Origin of the sequence: Sorangium sp. So ce726, from assembly GCF_051521405.1 — a bacterium.
GTDB lineage: Bacteria > Myxococcota_A > Polyangia > Polyangiales > Polyangiaceae > Sorangium.
The window spans coordinates 8,175,688-8,191,591 of record NZ_CP150349.1 but is presented as its reverse complement, the minus strand read 5'-3'; the positions used below and the strand labels follow the sequence as shown (position 1 = coordinate 8,191,591).

The 15,904-nt window shown below is 70.0% G+C and carries 15 protein-coding genes; 7 read left to right on the top strand and 8 right to left on the bottom strand.

Annotated features, from left to right (window positions below):
* Positions 1–105: 105 nt before the first annotated feature.
* The 6 genes from WME79_RS30265 to WME79_RS30240 all read right to left on the bottom strand — a co-directional run bounded on the left by WME79_RS30265 (position 106) and on the right by WME79_RS30240 (position 5,774).
* Positions 106–1,701, bottom strand: a complete 1,596-nt coding sequence (locus WME79_RS30265; RefSeq protein ID WP_437521902.1) for an SPFH domain-containing protein — start codon at positions 1,699–1,701, stop codon at positions 106–108.
* A gap of 197 nt (positions 1,702–1,898) precedes the next feature.
* Positions 1,899–2,438: a carboxymuconolactone decarboxylase family protein gene (locus WME79_RS30260; protein WP_437521900.1), complete on the bottom strand. Its 540-nt coding sequence runs from the start codon at positions 2,436–2,438 to the stop codon at positions 1,899–1,901.
* Positions 2,439–2,513: 75 nt separating this feature from the next.
* Complete coding sequence (locus tag WME79_RS30255; RefSeq protein WP_437521898.1) at positions 2,514–2,978, bottom strand: MarR family winged helix-turn-helix transcriptional regulator; 465 nt, start codon at positions 2,976–2,978, stop codon at positions 2,514–2,516.
* Positions 2,979–3,173: 195 nt separating this feature from the next.
* Positions 3,174–4,493 carry a hypothetical protein gene (locus tag WME79_RS30250; protein WP_437521896.1) on the bottom strand — a complete coding sequence of 440 codons (1,320 nt, stop codon included), beginning with the start codon at positions 4,491–4,493 and terminating at the stop codon, positions 3,174–3,176.
* A gap of 62 nt (positions 4,494–4,555) precedes the next feature.
* Positions 4,556–5,296, bottom strand: coding sequence for a HEAT repeat domain-containing protein (locus WME79_RS30245; protein WP_437521894.1), 741 nt, complete (start codon positions 5,294–5,296; stop codon positions 4,556–4,558).
* An 82-nt stretch (positions 5,297–5,378) separates the two neighbouring features.
* Positions 5,379–5,774, bottom strand: a complete 396-nt coding sequence (locus tag WME79_RS30240) for a type II toxin-antitoxin system PemK/MazF family toxin (RefSeq protein ID WP_437521892.1) — start codon at positions 5,772–5,774, stop codon at positions 5,379–5,381.
* A gap of 329 nt (positions 5,775–6,103) precedes the next feature.
* On the opposite strand from WME79_RS30240, the gene WME79_RS30235 reads away from it, so the two are divergent.
* Both WME79_RS30235 and WME79_RS30230 read left to right on the top strand, forming a co-directional pair.
* Positions 6,104–7,435, top strand: coding sequence for a serpin family protein (locus tag WME79_RS30235; protein WP_437521890.1), 1,332 nt, complete (start codon positions 6,104–6,106; stop codon positions 7,433–7,435).
* Positions 7,436–7,646: 211 nt separating this feature from the next.
* Complete coding sequence (locus WME79_RS30230; protein WP_437521888.1) at positions 7,647–8,561, top strand: hypothetical protein; 915 nt, start codon at positions 7,647–7,649, stop codon at positions 8,559–8,561.
* A 110-nt stretch (positions 8,562–8,671) separates the two neighbouring features.
* Here WME79_RS30230 and WME79_RS30225 read toward each other — a convergent pair whose 3' ends face one another.
* Positions 8,672–10,189: a xylulokinase gene (locus WME79_RS30225; RefSeq protein WP_437521886.1), complete on the bottom strand. Its 1,518-nt coding sequence runs from the start codon at positions 10,187–10,189 to the stop codon at positions 8,672–8,674.
* A gap of 136 nt (positions 10,190–10,325) precedes the next feature.
* Here WME79_RS30225 and WME79_RS30220 point away from each other — a divergent pair, with 136 nt between their 5' ends.
* The 5 genes from WME79_RS30220 to WME79_RS30200 all read left to right on the top strand — a co-directional run bounded on the left by WME79_RS30220 (position 10,326) and on the right by WME79_RS30200 (position 15,435).
* Complete coding sequence (locus WME79_RS30220) at positions 10,326–11,360, top strand: zinc-dependent alcohol dehydrogenase (protein WP_437521884.1); 1,035 nt, start codon at positions 10,326–10,328, stop codon at positions 11,358–11,360.
* Between the two features lie 159 nt (positions 11,361–11,519).
* Positions 11,520–12,278 carry an SDR family oxidoreductase gene (locus WME79_RS30215; protein ID WP_437521882.1) on the top strand — a complete coding sequence of 253 codons (759 nt, stop codon included), beginning with the start codon at positions 11,520–11,522 and terminating at the stop codon, positions 12,276–12,278.
* A 245-nt stretch (positions 12,279–12,523) separates the two neighbouring features.
* On the top strand, positions 12,524–14,173 hold the full coding sequence (locus WME79_RS30210) for a hypothetical protein (RefSeq protein WP_437521880.1): 1,650 nt from the start codon (positions 12,524–12,526) through the stop codon (positions 14,171–14,173).
* Positions 14,174–14,413: 240 nt separating this feature from the next.
* Positions 14,414–14,809: a hypothetical protein gene (locus WME79_RS30205; protein ID WP_437521879.1), complete on the top strand. Its 396-nt coding sequence runs from the start codon at positions 14,414–14,416 to the stop codon at positions 14,807–14,809.
* A gap of 146 nt (positions 14,810–14,955) precedes the next feature.
* Positions 14,956–15,435 (top strand): hypothetical protein, encoded by a 480-nt coding sequence (locus tag WME79_RS30200; protein ID WP_437521877.1) that lies wholly within the window; start codon positions 14,956–14,958, stop codon positions 15,433–15,435.
* Between the two features lie 35 nt (positions 15,436–15,470).
* On the opposite strand, the gene WME79_RS30195 is transcribed toward WME79_RS30200, so the two are convergent.
* On the bottom strand, positions 15,471–15,893 hold the full coding sequence (locus WME79_RS30195) for a hypothetical protein (RefSeq protein ID WP_437521875.1): 423 nt from the start codon (positions 15,891–15,893) through the stop codon (positions 15,471–15,473).
* Positions 15,894–15,904: the final 11 nt, after the last annotated feature.

The following is a 15,904-nucleotide window of genomic DNA, read 5'->3' as shown; positions in this document are numbered from 1 at the left end:
GCAGCGGCCCGGCGGATGTGCGTCTCGCGCCGCGCCGCCGGGTGAAGCAGCCTTGTCTCGGCCCGCCTGGCTCCGCGCCAGAATCGCGCGACCACGGCGCCGGGCTCAACGCCGGCTGCTGTCCTGCCCGCTCTCCTCGGTCAGCTCCGCCTTCTGCGCGCGCGTCGACGGCACCTCGAGCCCTGCCGCGCGGGCCAGCCCCATCACCCCCTCGACGGCCGCCGCGATGTATCCGAACGGGTTCGCCCCCTCGACGGCCGTGATGTGCACCTCTCCCATCCGCTGCTGGAACGCGGCGGCGAGCGCCGGCATCTGCTGCGCGACCGTCAACCGGATGACCTCCGGCGACACGGTGTTCTCGATCTCCCGGAGCGCCCGCGCGCGGTCGAGCTCGATCTCCTGCGTGAGCCGCGCCTTCCTCGCCTCGATCTCGGCGATGGCGAGCTCGGCCTCGGCCACGAGCCGGCGCGCGCCCGCGATCGCCGCGCGCTGCCTGAGCAGGTCGATCTCATGGGCGCTCGCGGCCATCTTCGCCGCGTGGCGCGCCGCCGCCGCCTCCGCCTCGAGCGTCGTCTTCTCGATCTCGGCCCTCAGCGTGAGCGCCGCGATCTGCTGCTCGTGGGCCAGCCGCGTCTCCTTCAGCCGCGCGTCGGCTGCGAGCTCCTCGAGCTTGCCCTGCTCGCTCGTCGCCTGTCGCTGCTGCTTGATGCTGACGTCGGCCGCGAGCTTCCTGAGCTCGATCTCGCTGTCGAGGGTGATCTGCCGCTCCCGGGCCGCCCGCTCGGACACGAGCTTCGCCTCCGACACCCGCGCCTCGGAGGCGAGCTCCTCGAGCCGGGCCTTCTCGCTGGTCTCCTGGCGTCGCGTGCGCAGCTCGACCTCGGCGGAGAGCTTGGTCAGCTCGATCGCGCGCTGCGCCTCGGCCTCGCCCTGCCGGACCGCGCGCTCGGTGAGCAGCGACGCCTCGCGGGCCTTCCGCTCCTGCTCCTGGCGATAATGCGCCTGCAGGTTGCCGAACACCGCCGGAGAGAGGATGCGCACGTCCTGGATCTCGATGGTATCGATGAGGACGCCCCACCCCTTGTCGGTGGCGTCCTCGGTGCTGCCGCGCCCGGAGACGACGGGCACGATCTCTCGTATCAGCTCGCTGGCGAGCCCTTCCTTCCGCCGCGTCAGGCATTCCTCGACGGAGAGGTTCGCGACCAGCCGGCGCACGGCGCCGGCAAACATGTCCACGAGGAGCGCCTCGAGCTTCTCCTGCGCGCGCTCCGGGAACGAGAAGTTCAGCATCCGGAACGCGATGAGCGGCTCCACGATGCGGTAGACGGCGAGCCCCGTGACCTCGACGCCGACCTTCTCGAGGGTGACCTGGTCGGCCGTGAACTGGAGCCTCTGGACCGTGGTCGGCACGATGGCGACGCTGTCGCCCGGGAGCTTGAAGCACGAGGCGCCCTGACCGGAGGTGGGCCGGAGGCTACCCCGCCGCATGTGAATCAGGTACTCGCTCGGCTTCGCGCTGATACGGCCCCATTTCTTGAGCTTCTCTGGATCTTCGGTCGGCTTGCCGGCGCGCCAGCCCTGATCGTACCGCCCGCGACCGGCAGCCCCGGCCCCGTGATCGTCCGCGTGGAGGACCGCCGCGGCGCCGCCCGGCACGCCGCCCTCGTGGATGATGACCCTGCGTTGCTCGATGTGCGTCATGACCTCTACCTCGCGAGAACGGCTTTCGCAGGAAGCGGGCCAGGAAGGAGACACGGCGAAGGAGGCGTTCCGGGGCCGCGCCGCGCGCCGGCGAGCCACGACAGGCGAGGCGCCGATCCAGAATGGAGCGCAGCACCGGTCCAGGATGGAGCGCTGCCGCCCGGCCGCGGCGGTGGCCGCCCCCGCTTCTGTCGCGATCAGCGCAGCGCGTGGGAGCGGGTCATCCGGTTCGCGAACGTCGACAGCGTGTACGTGCCGATGCCGACGATCACCTCGAGGGCCTGCTCGGCGGTGAAGCCCGCGCGGAGGAAGGCGTCGAGATCGGCGTCCGGCACCTGGCCCCGCTCGCGCAGCGTCGCCTCGGTGAACGCCGCGAGCGCCTGGAGGCGCGCGTCGGACACCGGCCTTCGCTCGAACAGCGCCGCGGCGACCTCGGGGGAAGCCCCCGCGCGGAGGAGCAGCCCGCGGTGCATCGTGCGGCAGAGATCACAGCCGTTCTCTCCGGCGACGACCATCACAACGACCTCGCGCTCGACCGGCGAGAGCGTCGCCCCCTCGAAGACCGCGAGGAGCTCGTCGAAGGCGCGCACCAGGAGCGGCGAGGTCGCGAAGCGCGCCAGGGGCAGCGGCAGGAAGCCGAACTTCCGCGAGGCCCGCTCCAGCGCGGGGCGGGCCGCCGCGGGCGTCGTGTCGAGCGTGTGCGCAGGAAAGTGAGGGGAAGCAGCGGTCTGGCTCATGCGGGTGTCTCCTGAATTAGTTGTCTATGCAATTAATTGGTGATGAAAATGGCGGTGTGGAGGGCGGGGCTACCTTCAGCCCTCGGGCTCGATGTTCGCGAGGATGCGCTGCAGCGTGCGCCGGGTCGTGAGGAGATCGTCCTCCGGGATGCCGGCGCGCCCCTCGTCCACGAGGGCCTTCGCCTCGCCCGACAGGGCCTTGCGCAGCGCTCGCCCGCGCGCGGTGAGGTAGACGAGCCGGGCGCGCCGGTCCGTCGGATCGAGCCGGCGCTCGACCAGCCCGTCGCGCTCCATGAGCGCGATGATCCGGCTCATCGTGGGCACGTCCCGGAAGGTGCGCTCGGCCAGGTGCGTCTGCGTGACGCCCTCCTGCTCCCACAGGCGGACGAGGACCATCCATTGCTCGGGCGTGATCTCGACGCCGTGCGCGCGGAAGCGCCGGTACATCGCGGCGCGGGAAGCGAGGTAGACGCGCGCCACCCAGAAGCCGAGCGCGTTGTCGAGGACGATCCCCCCTTCGGCCGTGAACTGGTCGCGCATGATGAACGAGCATACCGCACAGGATTTAGTTGTCAATGCAATCAATTGGGTGATGTGCCGTACGGCCTCGCCAGGGCGCAGGGCCGAGGGAGGCGGGCGCGCGTGGCAGCTGATCGAGCGATGGCGCGCAGGGGAGACGTAGAGCAGCTCGGCCGGCTCGCTGCGAGCCGACCCGCCTCGCGAGCGACATGGCTCTCAGGGCGCCGCGAGCTGGGTCTCGAGCAGGTGCGCGAGCACGCTCCGCCGCTCGTACATCGACGCGTGCGACGGAAAGGATCTCCCCGACTGGACCAGCGGACGAAGCTCCGCGTAGATGGCGTCCTTGGCTATCGGCTCGGCCTGGAACGCCGAGCTCGTGGCCGGCAACAGGTAGCGCGGCACCGCGGTCGGCCCGGCATCCTTGGAGATGAGCAGGTCGCGCACCACGTCGTCGCGGGTGATGAACTCCGCCCACGCGGCGGCCGCGGCATTGCAGGCTGGATTCCCGGAGCATCCCTTTCGCCGCACGAAGGCGTCGCTGAACAGGAGGGGCGTGGCGCTGGTACCGAGCGGGATCGTCGACACACGCAGCCCCTCGATGGGCACGCCCTGCGCCTTCATGAGTGTCACAGTCCGATGCAGGCGCTCGCTGTATCCCCAGTACCCGATCGCGGTGCCCTTCACGAACTCCTCGATCGGACCCTCCAGCGTCTCGTCGTACGTGCCGTCGATGCAAGGGTTCTTGTCACCCTGCCGACAGAGCTCGGCAAGCTGCTTGAGCGCCGCTGTGCTGTCGGCGTGAAGGGGCGGCTTCACGGCATTGCTCAGGGCCAGTCGATTCGTGGCATCGAGCCCGTTGTCGACACGTGCGTCCAGGTAGAGGGCGGGTAGATCCCAGCTGCTCGCGAAATTCCCGAGGAGGGGCTTCCCGCTCTCGCGCACGGCCTTCACGAGGCCGGTGATGCTGGAAGCGGCGTCGAGCTTCTCGGATCTCGTGACCAGGAAGAACCCGCAGGTGAGATGGGGGACACCCCACCAGACAGACTTGCCACTTCGGTCGATCTCGGTGCTGCCTGACCTGGCTGCGGCAAGGTAGTCGCGCTCCGGCACGGAAGGCCACGGCTCGAGGACGTCGGCGTCGATCAGATCCCCCAGCACCAGGGTGTCGATCTCGAGGAGATCGTGGCGACCGGACGCAAGCCATCCGGCGAGGCGTGTCGGATTGTGGTAGCTGTCATCGGACTTGATGAGGCGCAGGTCGAGATCGATCGCAGCATGCTGCGATTCGAATCCGTCCTCGATCATCTTTCGCAGGGACGCGAGGTCATCGCCGGCGGCGTCTGGAATCCACGGGATGAGGGCCACGCTGAGCTTCGTGCGGCCAGGCTTGCCGGCGGAATCGATCGACGAGGCCGCCGGAGGCGGTGTGGGGGGTGGGCAGGGCATGCTGGCGGCGGTGCCCCCCACGCCTCCGCAACCGGCAGCGGAGAGCGCGAGCACGGCGGTCCGCAGACAGGCGCTCGGTCGTCGGAGCATGGTCATGTTGTCCATGGACGGAGGCGCCGGAATGGCGTCGCGTGTGCGTTAAATGATGCCGTTCATGGCTTACCCTGGGTCGCACCAAGCTCCCGTACGAGTCGCTCGAGCGTGAACCTCGATTCGTGCCACCAGGTGTCGCTCCGGCTGAGCGGGTAGATCCGGTCCAGGAGCGCGTTCATCTCGGGCAACAGGGCGGACGCATCCTGCCCAAGGGCGGCGACCGCGCGCAGCCAGCACTCGAGCTGATAGGGAGCACGCAGAGCGTCGAGCCGTGGACGTGACGCGGCAAGGACCGGCGCCAGCGGGTGTTCATCGCCGCTGCGCGCGAGCGCCTCCACCGCCAGCCAGCGCACGGTGAACAGCTCGTCGGCGAGCGCACGACGGAGCGCCGGAGCCTGCTCGGGACACGGCGCAGCGCGCGCGAGCACGCAGGCCGCGGCGATCCGAACGGTGGGCTCCTTGCTCGTGAGGGCATCGGCGACCGTACTCAGGACAGGCCGCGCAGCCGCCCCGGCTCTCGCGAGGGCGGCGAGGGCGGTTCGCTGGACGTTTGGATTGGATGCATGTACCCAGCGGGCCGCGCTCTGCACGCCACGCTCGGTCGGGGCGACCGGCGGCAGCCACCTTCCGATCGGCGCCCGACATGGAACCGGGCGGCCCCACGCCCCGACGAGCGCGAGCAGGAACCGCTCAGGCTTCGGCTCTTCCCCCGAGAGACGCTCGATCGCCGCATCGATTCGCGCCCGATCCTGGGCAAGAGCCTTCTTGAAGTCGTCCTCCCGGTCACCGTGGTGAGGCATTCATCGTCCTCCAAAGAAACCGCGCTCGTTCAACGTCGCTGCCTCGGTGAAGTCGACCTGTCCCACGAGGCGCACCCGCTCGCTACCGCCTGAAGAACGATGCCTGCTGGAAGCGCAGGCCGGCCAGGATCTGATCCACCCGTGCGTCGGACAGCGACCCGATCCGCTCGCCCAGGCGGGCCTTCTCGACCGAGGAGATCTGCGACACGACCACGACGCTCTGCCTGGGGAGGTTGCCCTCGCCCACGTCGAGCAGGACGTTCCCAGGCTCGTTCGCCCGGCCCAGGTTCGATGTCAGCGCGCACACGACCACCGTCGTGATGCGCGAGTGGTTGAAGACGTCGTCCTGGACCACCACGTGGGGATGGGAGTAGCTCGGGGCAGGCCCCCGCGAGTCATCGGGCCCTATCCAGAACACGTCACCGCGATCGATCCGCGCTGAGCGCGTGCCTGTCGGTTCTCCTGCGTCCATCGTCATGTGCCTCGCGCGCCGGCCCGAAGGATGGTCCGTGGCGCACCTCGGCGCAACCCGCTCGTGCGGCACGACCTTCCCAGCGCACCACGGGGTCTGGCAAGGAGACACAGGCACATCGACCCCGCCGATCCATCGGTTGCGCCATCACCGGCGCCTCCCAGCTCGCTCATGAGCACCGCGTGAGGCTCATCTTGGCACAATCTGCTCCAGGCTTGCCGGCTGGGCGCGTCTCCCCAGGACAAACGTGCGATTTTCGGCGCAAAGGCGCTCTGGCACGCAGGCTGCAATACCCTGGCATCATGAGAACATCAATTATCTTGGCGACCGTGGTCATGTCGGCTCTGGTGGGGTGCAGCTCGAACGAGGGAGGCGGCACCGGCGGCGGTGGCCCGGACCAGGGAGAGGGCGGCTCGGGCCCGGGAGGGGGCGGCTCGACCGTCGAGTGCTTCGAGAAGATGGCTGGCTGCGTGCTGCCGTCGGACGCGGCGCGGATCGAGAGCCCGGTCGTCTCGGAGGAGGATCAGGTGTTGCTGACGCGCAACAACGCGAGCTTCGCGCTCGACCTTGGCCGCGTGCTCGCCAGCGAGAACGGGAACGTCGTCTACTCGCCTTACAGCATCTCGACGGCGCTCGCGATGACGTACGCGGGCGCGCGGACCACCACGGAGCAGGCGATGGCCGCGACGATGCGGTTCGAACTCCCGCAGGAGCGGCTGCACCCGGCGTTCAACTACGTGGATCTCGAGCTCCACAAGCGCGCCGAGGTCTCCAGCGACATCGAGGGAGGCGGCTTCCGGCTCCACACGGCCAACGCGATCTGGTCGCAGATCGATCTCGGGCTCGAACAGCCGTTCTTGAAGGTGCTCGGCGAGAACTACGGGGCGCGCGTGCGGCTCGCCGACTTCGGTGCCCCGGAGGAGGCCGAGAGCCTGATCAACGCGTGGGTGAAGGACCAGACGGAGGGCATGATTCCGAAGCTCCTCAACAAGAACGTGACCCCGGAGACGAGCCTCGTGCTCACCAACGCGATCTACTTCGACGCCGCGTGGCACACGCCGTTCAGCGAGGGCGCGACGAAGCCCGGGGCGTTCCAGCGCGGCGATGGCACGAGCGTCACCGCCCAGATGATGCACGGCACACAGGAGACGCGCTACGGCGCCGGCGACGGCTGGGAAGCGGTGGAGATCCCGTATGCGGGCACCCCCGTCTCGATGTTCCTCGTCCTGCCTGCCGAGGGGAACGCGGACGCGCTGGCGGAGTCGCTCGACGGCGCGGGGCTCGAGACGATCATCGCCTCTACGCAGTCGCGGTCGGTCGATATCACGATGCCGAAGTTCTCGTTCGGCACCTCGGCCTCTCTCAAGAAGGCGCTCGTGGATCTCGGTATGGGGGCCGCCTTTGGCCCCAGCGCCGACTTCTCGGGGATGATCGCGGGTGGAGGGGTCCAGATCCAGGACGTCATCCACAAGGCGGTCATCGACGTGGACGAGGCCGGGACCAAGGCAGCGGCGGCGACAGCGGTCCTCATCGCCGCCACGGGCGCGGGCTTCTTCCCCGAGCCCGCGGAGATCGTGCTGGACCGTCCGTTCTTCTTCTTCATCAGCGATCTGCCGACGGGGGCGCTCCTCTTCGCGGGGCGCGTCAACGATCCGACAGCGCACTGAGGAGACGTGAGGCAGGCGCGCTGCTGAGAGCGCCCTCGCGCTGCAGATTCTCCTACGATTGGTTCGACGTGTCAGTAAGTGCAGGTCGGTTCATGCGGCATTACGGGCATCACTCGAATACCGCGTCGAGTCTGCCTATTCTACGATTCGACTCTCCGGGTCGATAGATGGTGGTCCGCGCCGCGATCATGGGTTATAGGGTCGCGCGCCGATGCACAACCGCTCCGACCAGTTCTCCAAGAACTTGCTGCGCGATGGGCTGAGCCTCGTATCGGCGGCGCAAACCGAGGTCGAGGTGCTGGCGGCTACCCAGAAGATCGACGTCTACTGCGTGCCCGATCCAGCTCGGGAGGCGGAGCGTGCCAGGATGGGACTGCTCGGCGAGCTCTCGACGGGGCCGAGCCTGTTCGAGCCGTTCCACGGCACGCCGAGCCTTCGGCTAGTCCGGCGGTGCCTGCGCAAGCAGCTGACATGGCACCACGAACTCGAACGTCGCGCCCGCGCTGCAGCCGGCTCCGTCGCGCCGGACGAGGACACCGAGGCGCCCTTGCTGCCGGCGGTGGACTTTCCTGCGCTGGTCGTCATCAGCCGGGGACGTCCTGAGACGGTGCTCGACGCGTACGGGTTCAAGCCGGCGCAGGCCGGCGTCTACCAGGCTGTGCCGGGCCTGGCGATGCGCGTGGTGGTGCTCGCCGAGCTGCCCCCGACGCGTGCCACGCTGCTTCTGCGGCTGCTCGGGTCAGGCCGCCGCTTTCGCGAGGCGCTGGCGGATCTAGCGGCCCTGCCGGACGGTGCCTGGGAGAAGAGCGTCGCCACGCCGCTGCTGGTACACTTCCGGTTCGCAAGCCATGAGCCGACGACGGACGAGGAGGACGATGTGAGCGCAGAGATCCGGGCGTGGTTCGAGGAATACGAGCGGAAACTTCGGGCCGAGGAGCGGAAGGAAGGCCGCGCCGAGGAGGCGGCGCGTGCCGTGCTGACCGCGCTCAGGGTTCGTGGCATTGCCGTGCCGGACGTGGTGCGTGAGCGCATCCTGGCGGAGAAGGATCCGGAGACTCTGGAGCGATGGCATGAGCGGGCCATCGTCGCCGCGTCGCTCGCCGAGGTACTCGGCGGTCTGAGCTGAGCGATACCGGCCAACGACCGGCTGCCCAGGGCGCAGGCGTCGGTAGCGGCGCCTCCTTCTTGAGCGCGGGTCTGCCGCCGCGGATCGCGCCCTGCGGCGAGAGGGCGCGCTCACGCCCTCGTGAAGGCCGAGAGGCGGCGCAGCAGCCCCGAGAGCTGCGGATACATGTCCCGGTAGATCCCCAGCAGCGCCGCGTAGCGCCCCCGGCGCGCGGCATCGGGATGGAACGTCGCCGTGGCGGTCCCGCGCATCGCCCTCGCGGCCGCCTCGATGCTCCCGGCCAGCCCGGCGCCGGCGGCCGCGCACATGGCGGCGCCCAGGCACGCCGCCTCGACCGTCTCGGACCGCTCGATGGCGACGCCTGTCACATCGGCCATCACGGCACACCAGAGGTCGCTCGCGGCCACGCCCCCGACCGCGGCAAACTCCGCGACCTCGACGCCCGCCGCGCCGCGCATCAGGTCCAGCACCAGCGCCTGCTCCAGCGCGACGCCCTCGATCAGGGCGCGGTAGACGTGGCCGCGCCCGTGCGCGTCCGTGAGGCCCAGGATCGCGCCGCGGGCGTCGGGATCCCAGTGGGGGTTCATGGCGCCCTCCCAGTAGGGCAAGAGCAGCAGGCCGTCGCTTCCGGGCGGGAGCGACGCCGCCTCGGCCTCGAGCGCGGCCATCGCGGCCCCGTCGCGCGGATCGACGCCCAGCTGGCGGCGCAGGTACCAGTCGGAGAGCAGCGCGCCGCTGCGCAGGCTGCTCTCCAGCACGTAGCCGCGGCCGGAGGCGCTCGTCATGGTCCGCCACGCCGGGTCATGCCGCGGCTCGGGGCAAAAGACCCCGAAGACCACCGCCGTGCCGAGGTTCAGGTAGGCGCGCCGCGGGTCCAGGGCATCGACGCCGAGCCCGGCCATCTGGCCATCGCCGCCGCCGGCCAGCACCGGCGTGCCCTCGCGCAGCCCGGTCGCCGCCGCTGCGGCCGCCGACACCGCGCCGAGCAGCGCGCCGGGAGGGAGCGCCTCCGGCAGTCGGTCGGGCGTGATGCCGGCGGCGGAGCAGAGCTCCTCGGACCAGCGGTGCGCGCCGATGTCGAAGAGCGCGAGCGGGTCGGCGCTCGCCCAGCTGGTGCGGGCGCGACCGGTCAGCGCCTGCACGAGGTAGGCCTGCACGTCGCAGAAGAGGGCAGTGCGGCGGTGGGTCTCCGGCTCCTCGCTGGCCAGCCAGGCGATCTTGGGCAGCGCCGGGCCGAAGTCCGCGGCCTTCCCGGACAGCGCCCTCAGGCGGTCTTGCCCGATGCGGTCGATCACGGCGCCGAGGTGCCCGCGCGCTCGCCCGTCCAGCCAGAGCATGGCCGGGCGGAGCGGCTCGCCGTCGGGACCGAGGCAGGCGAACGTCTCGCGCTGGTGCGCGATCGCGAGGCCCGCGATGCGGCCCGGGTCCACCGCGGCGGTGACGCTGGCGACCGCCTGGCACAGGGCGGCCCACCAGTCCCGGGGATCCTGCTCGAATCGCTCAGGAGCCGGCCGGGCCAGCGAGAGCGGCGCCCGGCCGGCGGCGTGCAAGCGCCCCTGGACGTCGAAGGCCGCCGCCTTGGCGGCGGTGGTGCTCAGGTCGAGACCGAGGACGAGGTCGGCCTGCATGGCGCCGTCAGCGCCCCGGAACGCAGGATTGACAAGCGATCACCGGCGCAGACTACAGTAGGGAATCGCGCGGGCACAACCGTCCAGCGCGGCGCTGCCGGGGAGCCGGCGGAGCCTTGAAAGGGAGTCTGGAACGGTGCGCGCAACCTTCATTCACGGCATCCGCGATGTCCGGCTCGGCGAGGTCGAACCTCCGCGGCCGCGCGAGGGCATGGTGACGATCCAGGTCGCGGGCTGCGGGATCTGCGGCAGCGACCTGCACTATTACCTGGAGGGCGGGATCGGCGCGGCGCAGGTCCGGGACCCCTTCGTGCCAGGGCACGAGTTCGCCGGCTGGGTCGTCGACGACCACCCGGAGCTGGGCCTGTCGAGGGGGCAGCTGGTCGCGGTCGACCCCGCGCACGCCTGCGGCCGCTGCGAGTGGTGCCACCGCGGCCACGTGAACCTGTGCCCGCACGTGGAGTTCCTGGGCGCGCCGCCGCTCCACGGCGGCATGGCGGAGCGGCTGGCGGTGCGCCCCGATCAGGTCGTGCCGGTCCCCCGCGGCTTCTCGGTGCGAAAGGCCGTGATGCTGGAGCCGCTGGGCGTCGCCGTCCACGCGATGGACCTGGCGCGGCCCCACCTGCAGGAGACGGTGGTGGTGCTGGGGTGCGGGCCGATTGGCCTGTGCCTTGTCCAGCTCGCGCGCCTGGCCGGCGCCGAGCGCGTCTTCGCGATCGACCCCGTCGCCTACCGGGCCGAGGCCGCGCGCCGGCTGGGCGCGCACGACACGGCGCCGAGCTTCGCGGCCGTCGCGGAGTGGACGGGCGGCCGGGGCGTCGACCTCGTGCTCGAGGCGACGAACTCGCCCGAGGGCTTCCACCACGCGGCCGAGGCCGCGCGCATCGGCGGGCGGATCCTGCTGGCGGGCATCCCCGACGGCGACCGCTATTCGCTGCCGGCGGCGCTGTGCCGCCGCAAGGGGCTGAAGATCAAGTTCTCCCGGCGCATGGGGCACGTGTACCCGCGGGCGATCCGCCTCGTCGCCGAGGGGGCGGTGGACGTCGAATCCATCGTCACGCACCGGTTCGATCTGTCCGACGCCGAGAAGGGCTTCCGCCTGCAGGCGGATTGTCAGGACGGGGCGCTGAAGTCGATCATCGTTCCGGACGAAGGCGACACGCCGTTCTGAATCCGGGTCGCCGCGCGGGATCTCCAAACGAGGCAGCGCGGCTGTCATTTTTTCTTCGATCCATGTCACACGAGCTAGACCCACCTCGTCATTGAGGGCGAGCGCGGGGTCACAGGAGCAAGGCACCGGTCGCTCGCGTGACGGACAAGGGAGAAAGATATGAAGATCGTGGTTATCGGTGGAACCGGCCTGATCGGGGCGAAGCTCGTACGCAGGCTCCGCCAGCAGGGTCATGAGGTCGTCGCGGCGTCGCCTTCCACGGGCGTCAACTGCCTCACGGGCGAAGGGCTCGCCGGAGCGCTCGCAGGCGCCGAGGTCGTGGTCGACGTGGCGAACTCGCCGTCGTTCGAGGACAAGGCGGTCCTCGCCTTCTTCGAGACCTCGGGCCGCAACCTGCTCGCCGCCGAGGCCGCTGCGGGCGTCAAACATCATGTGGCGCTCTCGGTGGTCGGCACCGATCGAATGCTCGGCAGCGGCTATTTTCGCGCGAAGATGGCGCAGGAGGCGCTGATCAAGGCCTCCGGGATCCCCTACACCCTCCTGCGGGCCACGCAGTTCTTCGAGTTCATGGACGGCATCGCGCGCTCCAGCGCTGACGCTGAGCGGGTCCGCCTCTCGTCGGCGCACCTGCAGCCGATCGCGGCCGAGGACGTCGCCGAGGCGCTGGCCGATGTCGCGCTCGGGGCGCCCGTGAATGGCATCCTCGAGGTGGCCGGCCCCGAGAGGCGCCCGCTCGCCGAGTTCGTCGGCAAGTACCTGAGCGCGAAGAAGGACCGCCGCGAGGTGATCGCCGACGCAGAGGCGCCCTATTTTGGTCTCCGGATCGACGATCGGTCGCTCACCCCCGACGACGGCGCGCGCGTCATGCCGACGCGCTTCGACGACTGGCTCGCCCTGTCGCTGGCTGGCGCGGCGTGAGGCATCCGATGGGACCCGCGGTACCGGAGGGGCGAGCGCGCTCTTGACACGAGCGTGAGCCGTCGCGTTCCCTGGACGCACGTGTTCCCGACGCCATGTGTCGCGCCATGGATCGAAAGACGACCGCGTGCGCGCGGGTCCGTGAGGTTCGATCCCCCGCGGCCATGGACGATCGAGGATACGCAGGAGCTTCCATGCGCGCGCATAGCAGATGGTTAGCAGCTCTCCTGACGGCCCTCGGCCTCATGCTCGGCAGCGCGGCGCTCGTGGTCGCGCACGCGCAGGCGCCGAAGGCGCAAAAAGCTCAGAAGAAGCCGAAGGCGCAGAAGGCGACCTCGCAGCCCAAGGCCCAATCGGTCGGCACGTCGCCGCCGCAGCCCGGGGCACCGCTCGCGCTCTTGCGCAGCAAGCTGCCCCCGGGCTCCGGGGTCTACTTCGTCTACTCCGTGAAGGCTCAGTCGAACGGCTTCGACAAGGCCTTCAGGTACGTAGGCTCGTCGTGGAACCTGCGCAATCGTCTGACGGATCCCAAGCACCCGATCAGCGATGTCAGCTCGCATGCTCCGGGCGTGCCCCTGCTCGAAAACGCCAAGGATCTCGTGGTGCTGATCTGGGAGCTCCGCTTCGCCGACTTCCCGAGCAACAGCGCGTGCATGTGCGTGCGCTACTGGGAGCAGCGCGCCATGGTCGCGACGAGCACGTGGCCGGGGAACGACGGCGTGCTCAACGATCGGCCTCCGGTCTCGGAAGAGGAGGCGGCCAACATGGCGGCCGTGTGCAAAGACATCAAGCCTTCCCGGGTCCGCGTCATCCTCGGCGACAAGCTGAAGATCCTCGAGACCACCGAGGAATACAACGCTTTCCTCGCCCGGCAGCGGCAGAACAATCCGGAGACCGAGGCGGAGCGCGCGCAGCGCGAGCTGCGGAAGCTCGACAGACCAGGCCCGAACGACATCCCCTCGAGCCGGAATCTGTGGGGGTGGCACTGGGATCTGCGGCCGAGCCAGGACGTGCCGTCGCCGCCGCCAGCCGGCGGCCAGAACGCGATCCGCCGGGGCATCGACTACGGCCGTGAGCGCTATACGCTCAGGCGCGATCTGCCTCGCACGCTCGGCATCTACCACCTCACCGGCACCTTACCCAACGTCGGACAGCAGTACTATACGGGCTCCGCGTCCAACGTATTCGATCGCCTCCTCCGCCAGGCGCACCCCAAGGCCGACCACATCCTGAACCATCACGATGCGTCGGTCATGGTATGGCCCGTCAACCTGCCGAGCGCCTCGGATCCGGAGAAGATGTGCAGCTGCCTGCTCTGGGCCGAGCAGAAGATCATGGGGCTCATGGCCAACACGCCGAACAGCAGGGCGAGCATCGCGCCGAGCTGGCTCGACGCGAACAAGGGGTCGCTCAACTCGTACCGGGCCCTCTCGGAAGCGGCCGTCAAGGAGCTCGAGCCCATCTGCCGCACCACGCTGGCCGGGACCACGCAGCAGGTCGACGGCCAACCGGTCCTGACCCCGGCTATGGGGAAGACCGTCTGGCCCGTCCCGTCAGGGGTGTATCCCGCCTGCGTGCCCCAGAATGAAGGCCGGTGCGATTCGGACGTGGAATGCTGCGAGAACGGGGTGGACGACGCGCCCTATACCAGCCACTTCTCGTGGAGAGCCCGGTGCGTGAAAGACAAGAACACCGGCATCGGCACCTGCCGGAAGCCGACGTGCGTGAAGGCGGGCGACGCGTGCAACTGGACAGCCGAGAGCTCGCAGCAACACTGGCTCGGAAAGTCGTGCTGCCTGGATGGATCCACGCAGGGCGGGGCGCCGCAAGGCCAGACGTCCTATCACTGCTACCCGACGAACGACCGCACGAAGGACGGCACCTGCGTCCAGTAGCATCGCCTCCTCGCGCCCGCGGTGCGAGAAGCCGAGTTGCCGGGGGGCCGAGGACATCGTGGGGAGGCCCCCACCCGCGTAGACGTGAGCCCATGGCGAAGGGGCCGTGCCTGCGAGCCCTCGCGCACGCGCCGGAGAGGCCGAGGCGCCCGAGCATCCGGTCGGCTCCCTGAAAACCCGCGCGCCCCGCTCCCGTTTCCGTTCTTCCCAAACGCCGGCGCGCCTCGCTAATCTCGCCGGATGTCCCTCGACCCGCAGCGCCTCGCCCGTGTTCGCGCCCATTTCCTGGCGGCTGCCGCGCTCGTCACCGCCGGGTGCGGCGCGAGCTCCGCGCCGGACCACACGATCAACGAACCCCCTTCCGTGGACGACGCCCCGCCGACGCCCACCGCGACAGCGCCCGCGGCGTCCTCCGCTGCGACCCCGCCGGAGCCCACCGCGACTCCCCAGGAGCCCCCGGCGGGCCGTACGGACGACGGGCCGGGCAAGGCGGCGATGGACGTGAACACGCCACCGCCGACGCTGCCGACGCCCCCTGCGGCGTCGTCCTCCGCGGCCGCGCGTCGGCCTTCGCCCCACGTACCGACCCCGGGCCGGCCGACGCACCTCAACACCCCGGCTCGACCGAAGCCGTGACGCCGACGACGTTGCCCGCCGTCCTCTCCGGTCGGCGACCGCAGCGGTTCCGCGCATGAAGACCGCGTCCCTCTCGGCACGACCGAGTCGAGCTCCTCACGCCCCCGTCAACGTGGTCGCCAGGCGATCCGATCGTAGGCGGGAGCGTGATCGAACGGAGCGGTGACGCCTACGCCCTGAGAGCCGGCGCCTACACGTTCGTTCATGTCGAGAACGGCAGCGAAAGTCGCGTCTATGTGACGGTCGTCGACCTCGGAGAGGGAGATTGGAGCATCGTCCCCATGATGCCTCTCGATCCTTCTATGGGGAGTTACATCGCCATGGAAACCGGGGCGCATCTCTGGTTCGCGATCGAGGCGATGCTGCGCTCCGGGAGCACGTCGGGCGTCGACGTCATCAAGGTATTCGCGACCAACAGCGACACAGATTTCTGGTGGCTCCTGCACCCGCCCATCGATCAGCCCATCACCCGGTCGCTGAAGCGGAGAGTCGGCGCTGCGCAAGACACGCTGTTTCGGCTGCGCGAGGCGCTCGACGCGGATGAGAACAAGGAGCGCGCGTTTCGCGTCGTCCCCCAGCCGGGCTTCGACTGGAACGTGCTGCAGATCCACGCCAGGATAGGGTAGCCTCGACGACTGGATGAGGGCGCGCTCGTGCCCAGCTACCGGGCTTCACGCGCGCCTCCACGCCCGCCGGCGCCTCCGCTCCCGCCGCTGCCGTCCGAGCCCCCCTCACCGCCGACCTCGTAGGCGCCGATGTCGAGCGCGCCGACCGTCGTGCGTCCCGTGGACCCGGCAGGGTGCACGTAGTGAAACCTGGGGGGCAGATCGATCCCGCCGCTCATCCCCGGCACCTCGCCCTTGTCCACGCAGGGCGAGCCGTCCTGCAGCCGGTAGTCGAACGCGGCCTGGTCGACGAACATCGGCTCACCCTGGAAGTTCGTCCCGAGGCTCGCGTTGCCCTGGTTCGTCAGCGTTCCCGGTTCGACGAAGAGGTTGTTCCGGACGACCGCGGGGACCGCGCCCGAGCCGATGTTGAGGAACGTGCCGCCGTTCGGGCGCTCGTTGACGAACGTGTTGTTCACGACGAAGAGCT

Excerpts from the sequence above, each read along its gene's own strand:
- WME79_RS30250 (WP_437521896.1), bottom strand. The coding sequence starts at position 4,493 with ATGCTCCGACGACCGAGCGCCTGTCTGCGGACCGCCGTGCTCGCGCTC.
- WME79_RS30265 (WP_437521902.1), bottom strand. The coding sequence starts at position 1,701 with ATGACGCACATCGAGCAACGCAGGGTCATCATCCACGAGGGCGGCGTG.
- WME79_RS30215 (WP_437521882.1), top strand. The coding sequence starts at position 11,520 with ATGAAGATCGTGGTTATCGGTGGAACCGGCCTGATCGGGGCGAAGCTC.
- WME79_RS30260 (WP_437521900.1), bottom strand. The coding sequence starts at position 2,438 with ATGAGCCAGACCGCTGCTTCCCCTCACTTTCCTGCGCACACGCTCGAC.
- WME79_RS30210 (WP_437521880.1), top strand. The coding sequence starts at position 12,524 with ATGCTCGGCAGCGCGGCGCTCGTGGTCGCGCACGCGCAGGCGCCGAAG.
- WME79_RS30245 (WP_437521894.1), bottom strand. The coding sequence starts at position 5,296 with ATGCCTCACCACGGTGACCGGGAGGACGACTTCAAGAAGGCTCTTGCC.
- WME79_RS30255 (WP_437521898.1), bottom strand. The coding sequence starts at position 2,978 with ATGCGCGACCAGTTCACGGCCGAAGGGGGGATCGTCCTCGACAACGCG.
- WME79_RS30240 (WP_437521892.1), bottom strand. The coding sequence starts at position 5,774 with ATGACGATGGACGCAGGAGAACCGACAGGCACGCGCTCAGCGCGGATC.
- WME79_RS30205 (WP_437521879.1), top strand. The coding sequence starts at position 14,414 with ATGTCCCTCGACCCGCAGCGCCTCGCCCGTGTTCGCGCCCATTTCCTG.
- WME79_RS30230 (WP_437521888.1), top strand. The coding sequence starts at position 7,647 with ATGCACAACCGCTCCGACCAGTTCTCCAAGAACTTGCTGCGCGATGGG.
- WME79_RS30235 (WP_437521890.1), top strand. The coding sequence starts at position 6,104 with ATGTCGGCTCTGGTGGGGTGCAGCTCGAACGAGGGAGGCGGCACCGGC.
- WME79_RS30225 (WP_437521886.1), bottom strand. The coding sequence starts at position 10,189 with ATGCAGGCCGACCTCGTCCTCGGTCTCGACCTGAGCACCACCGCCGCC.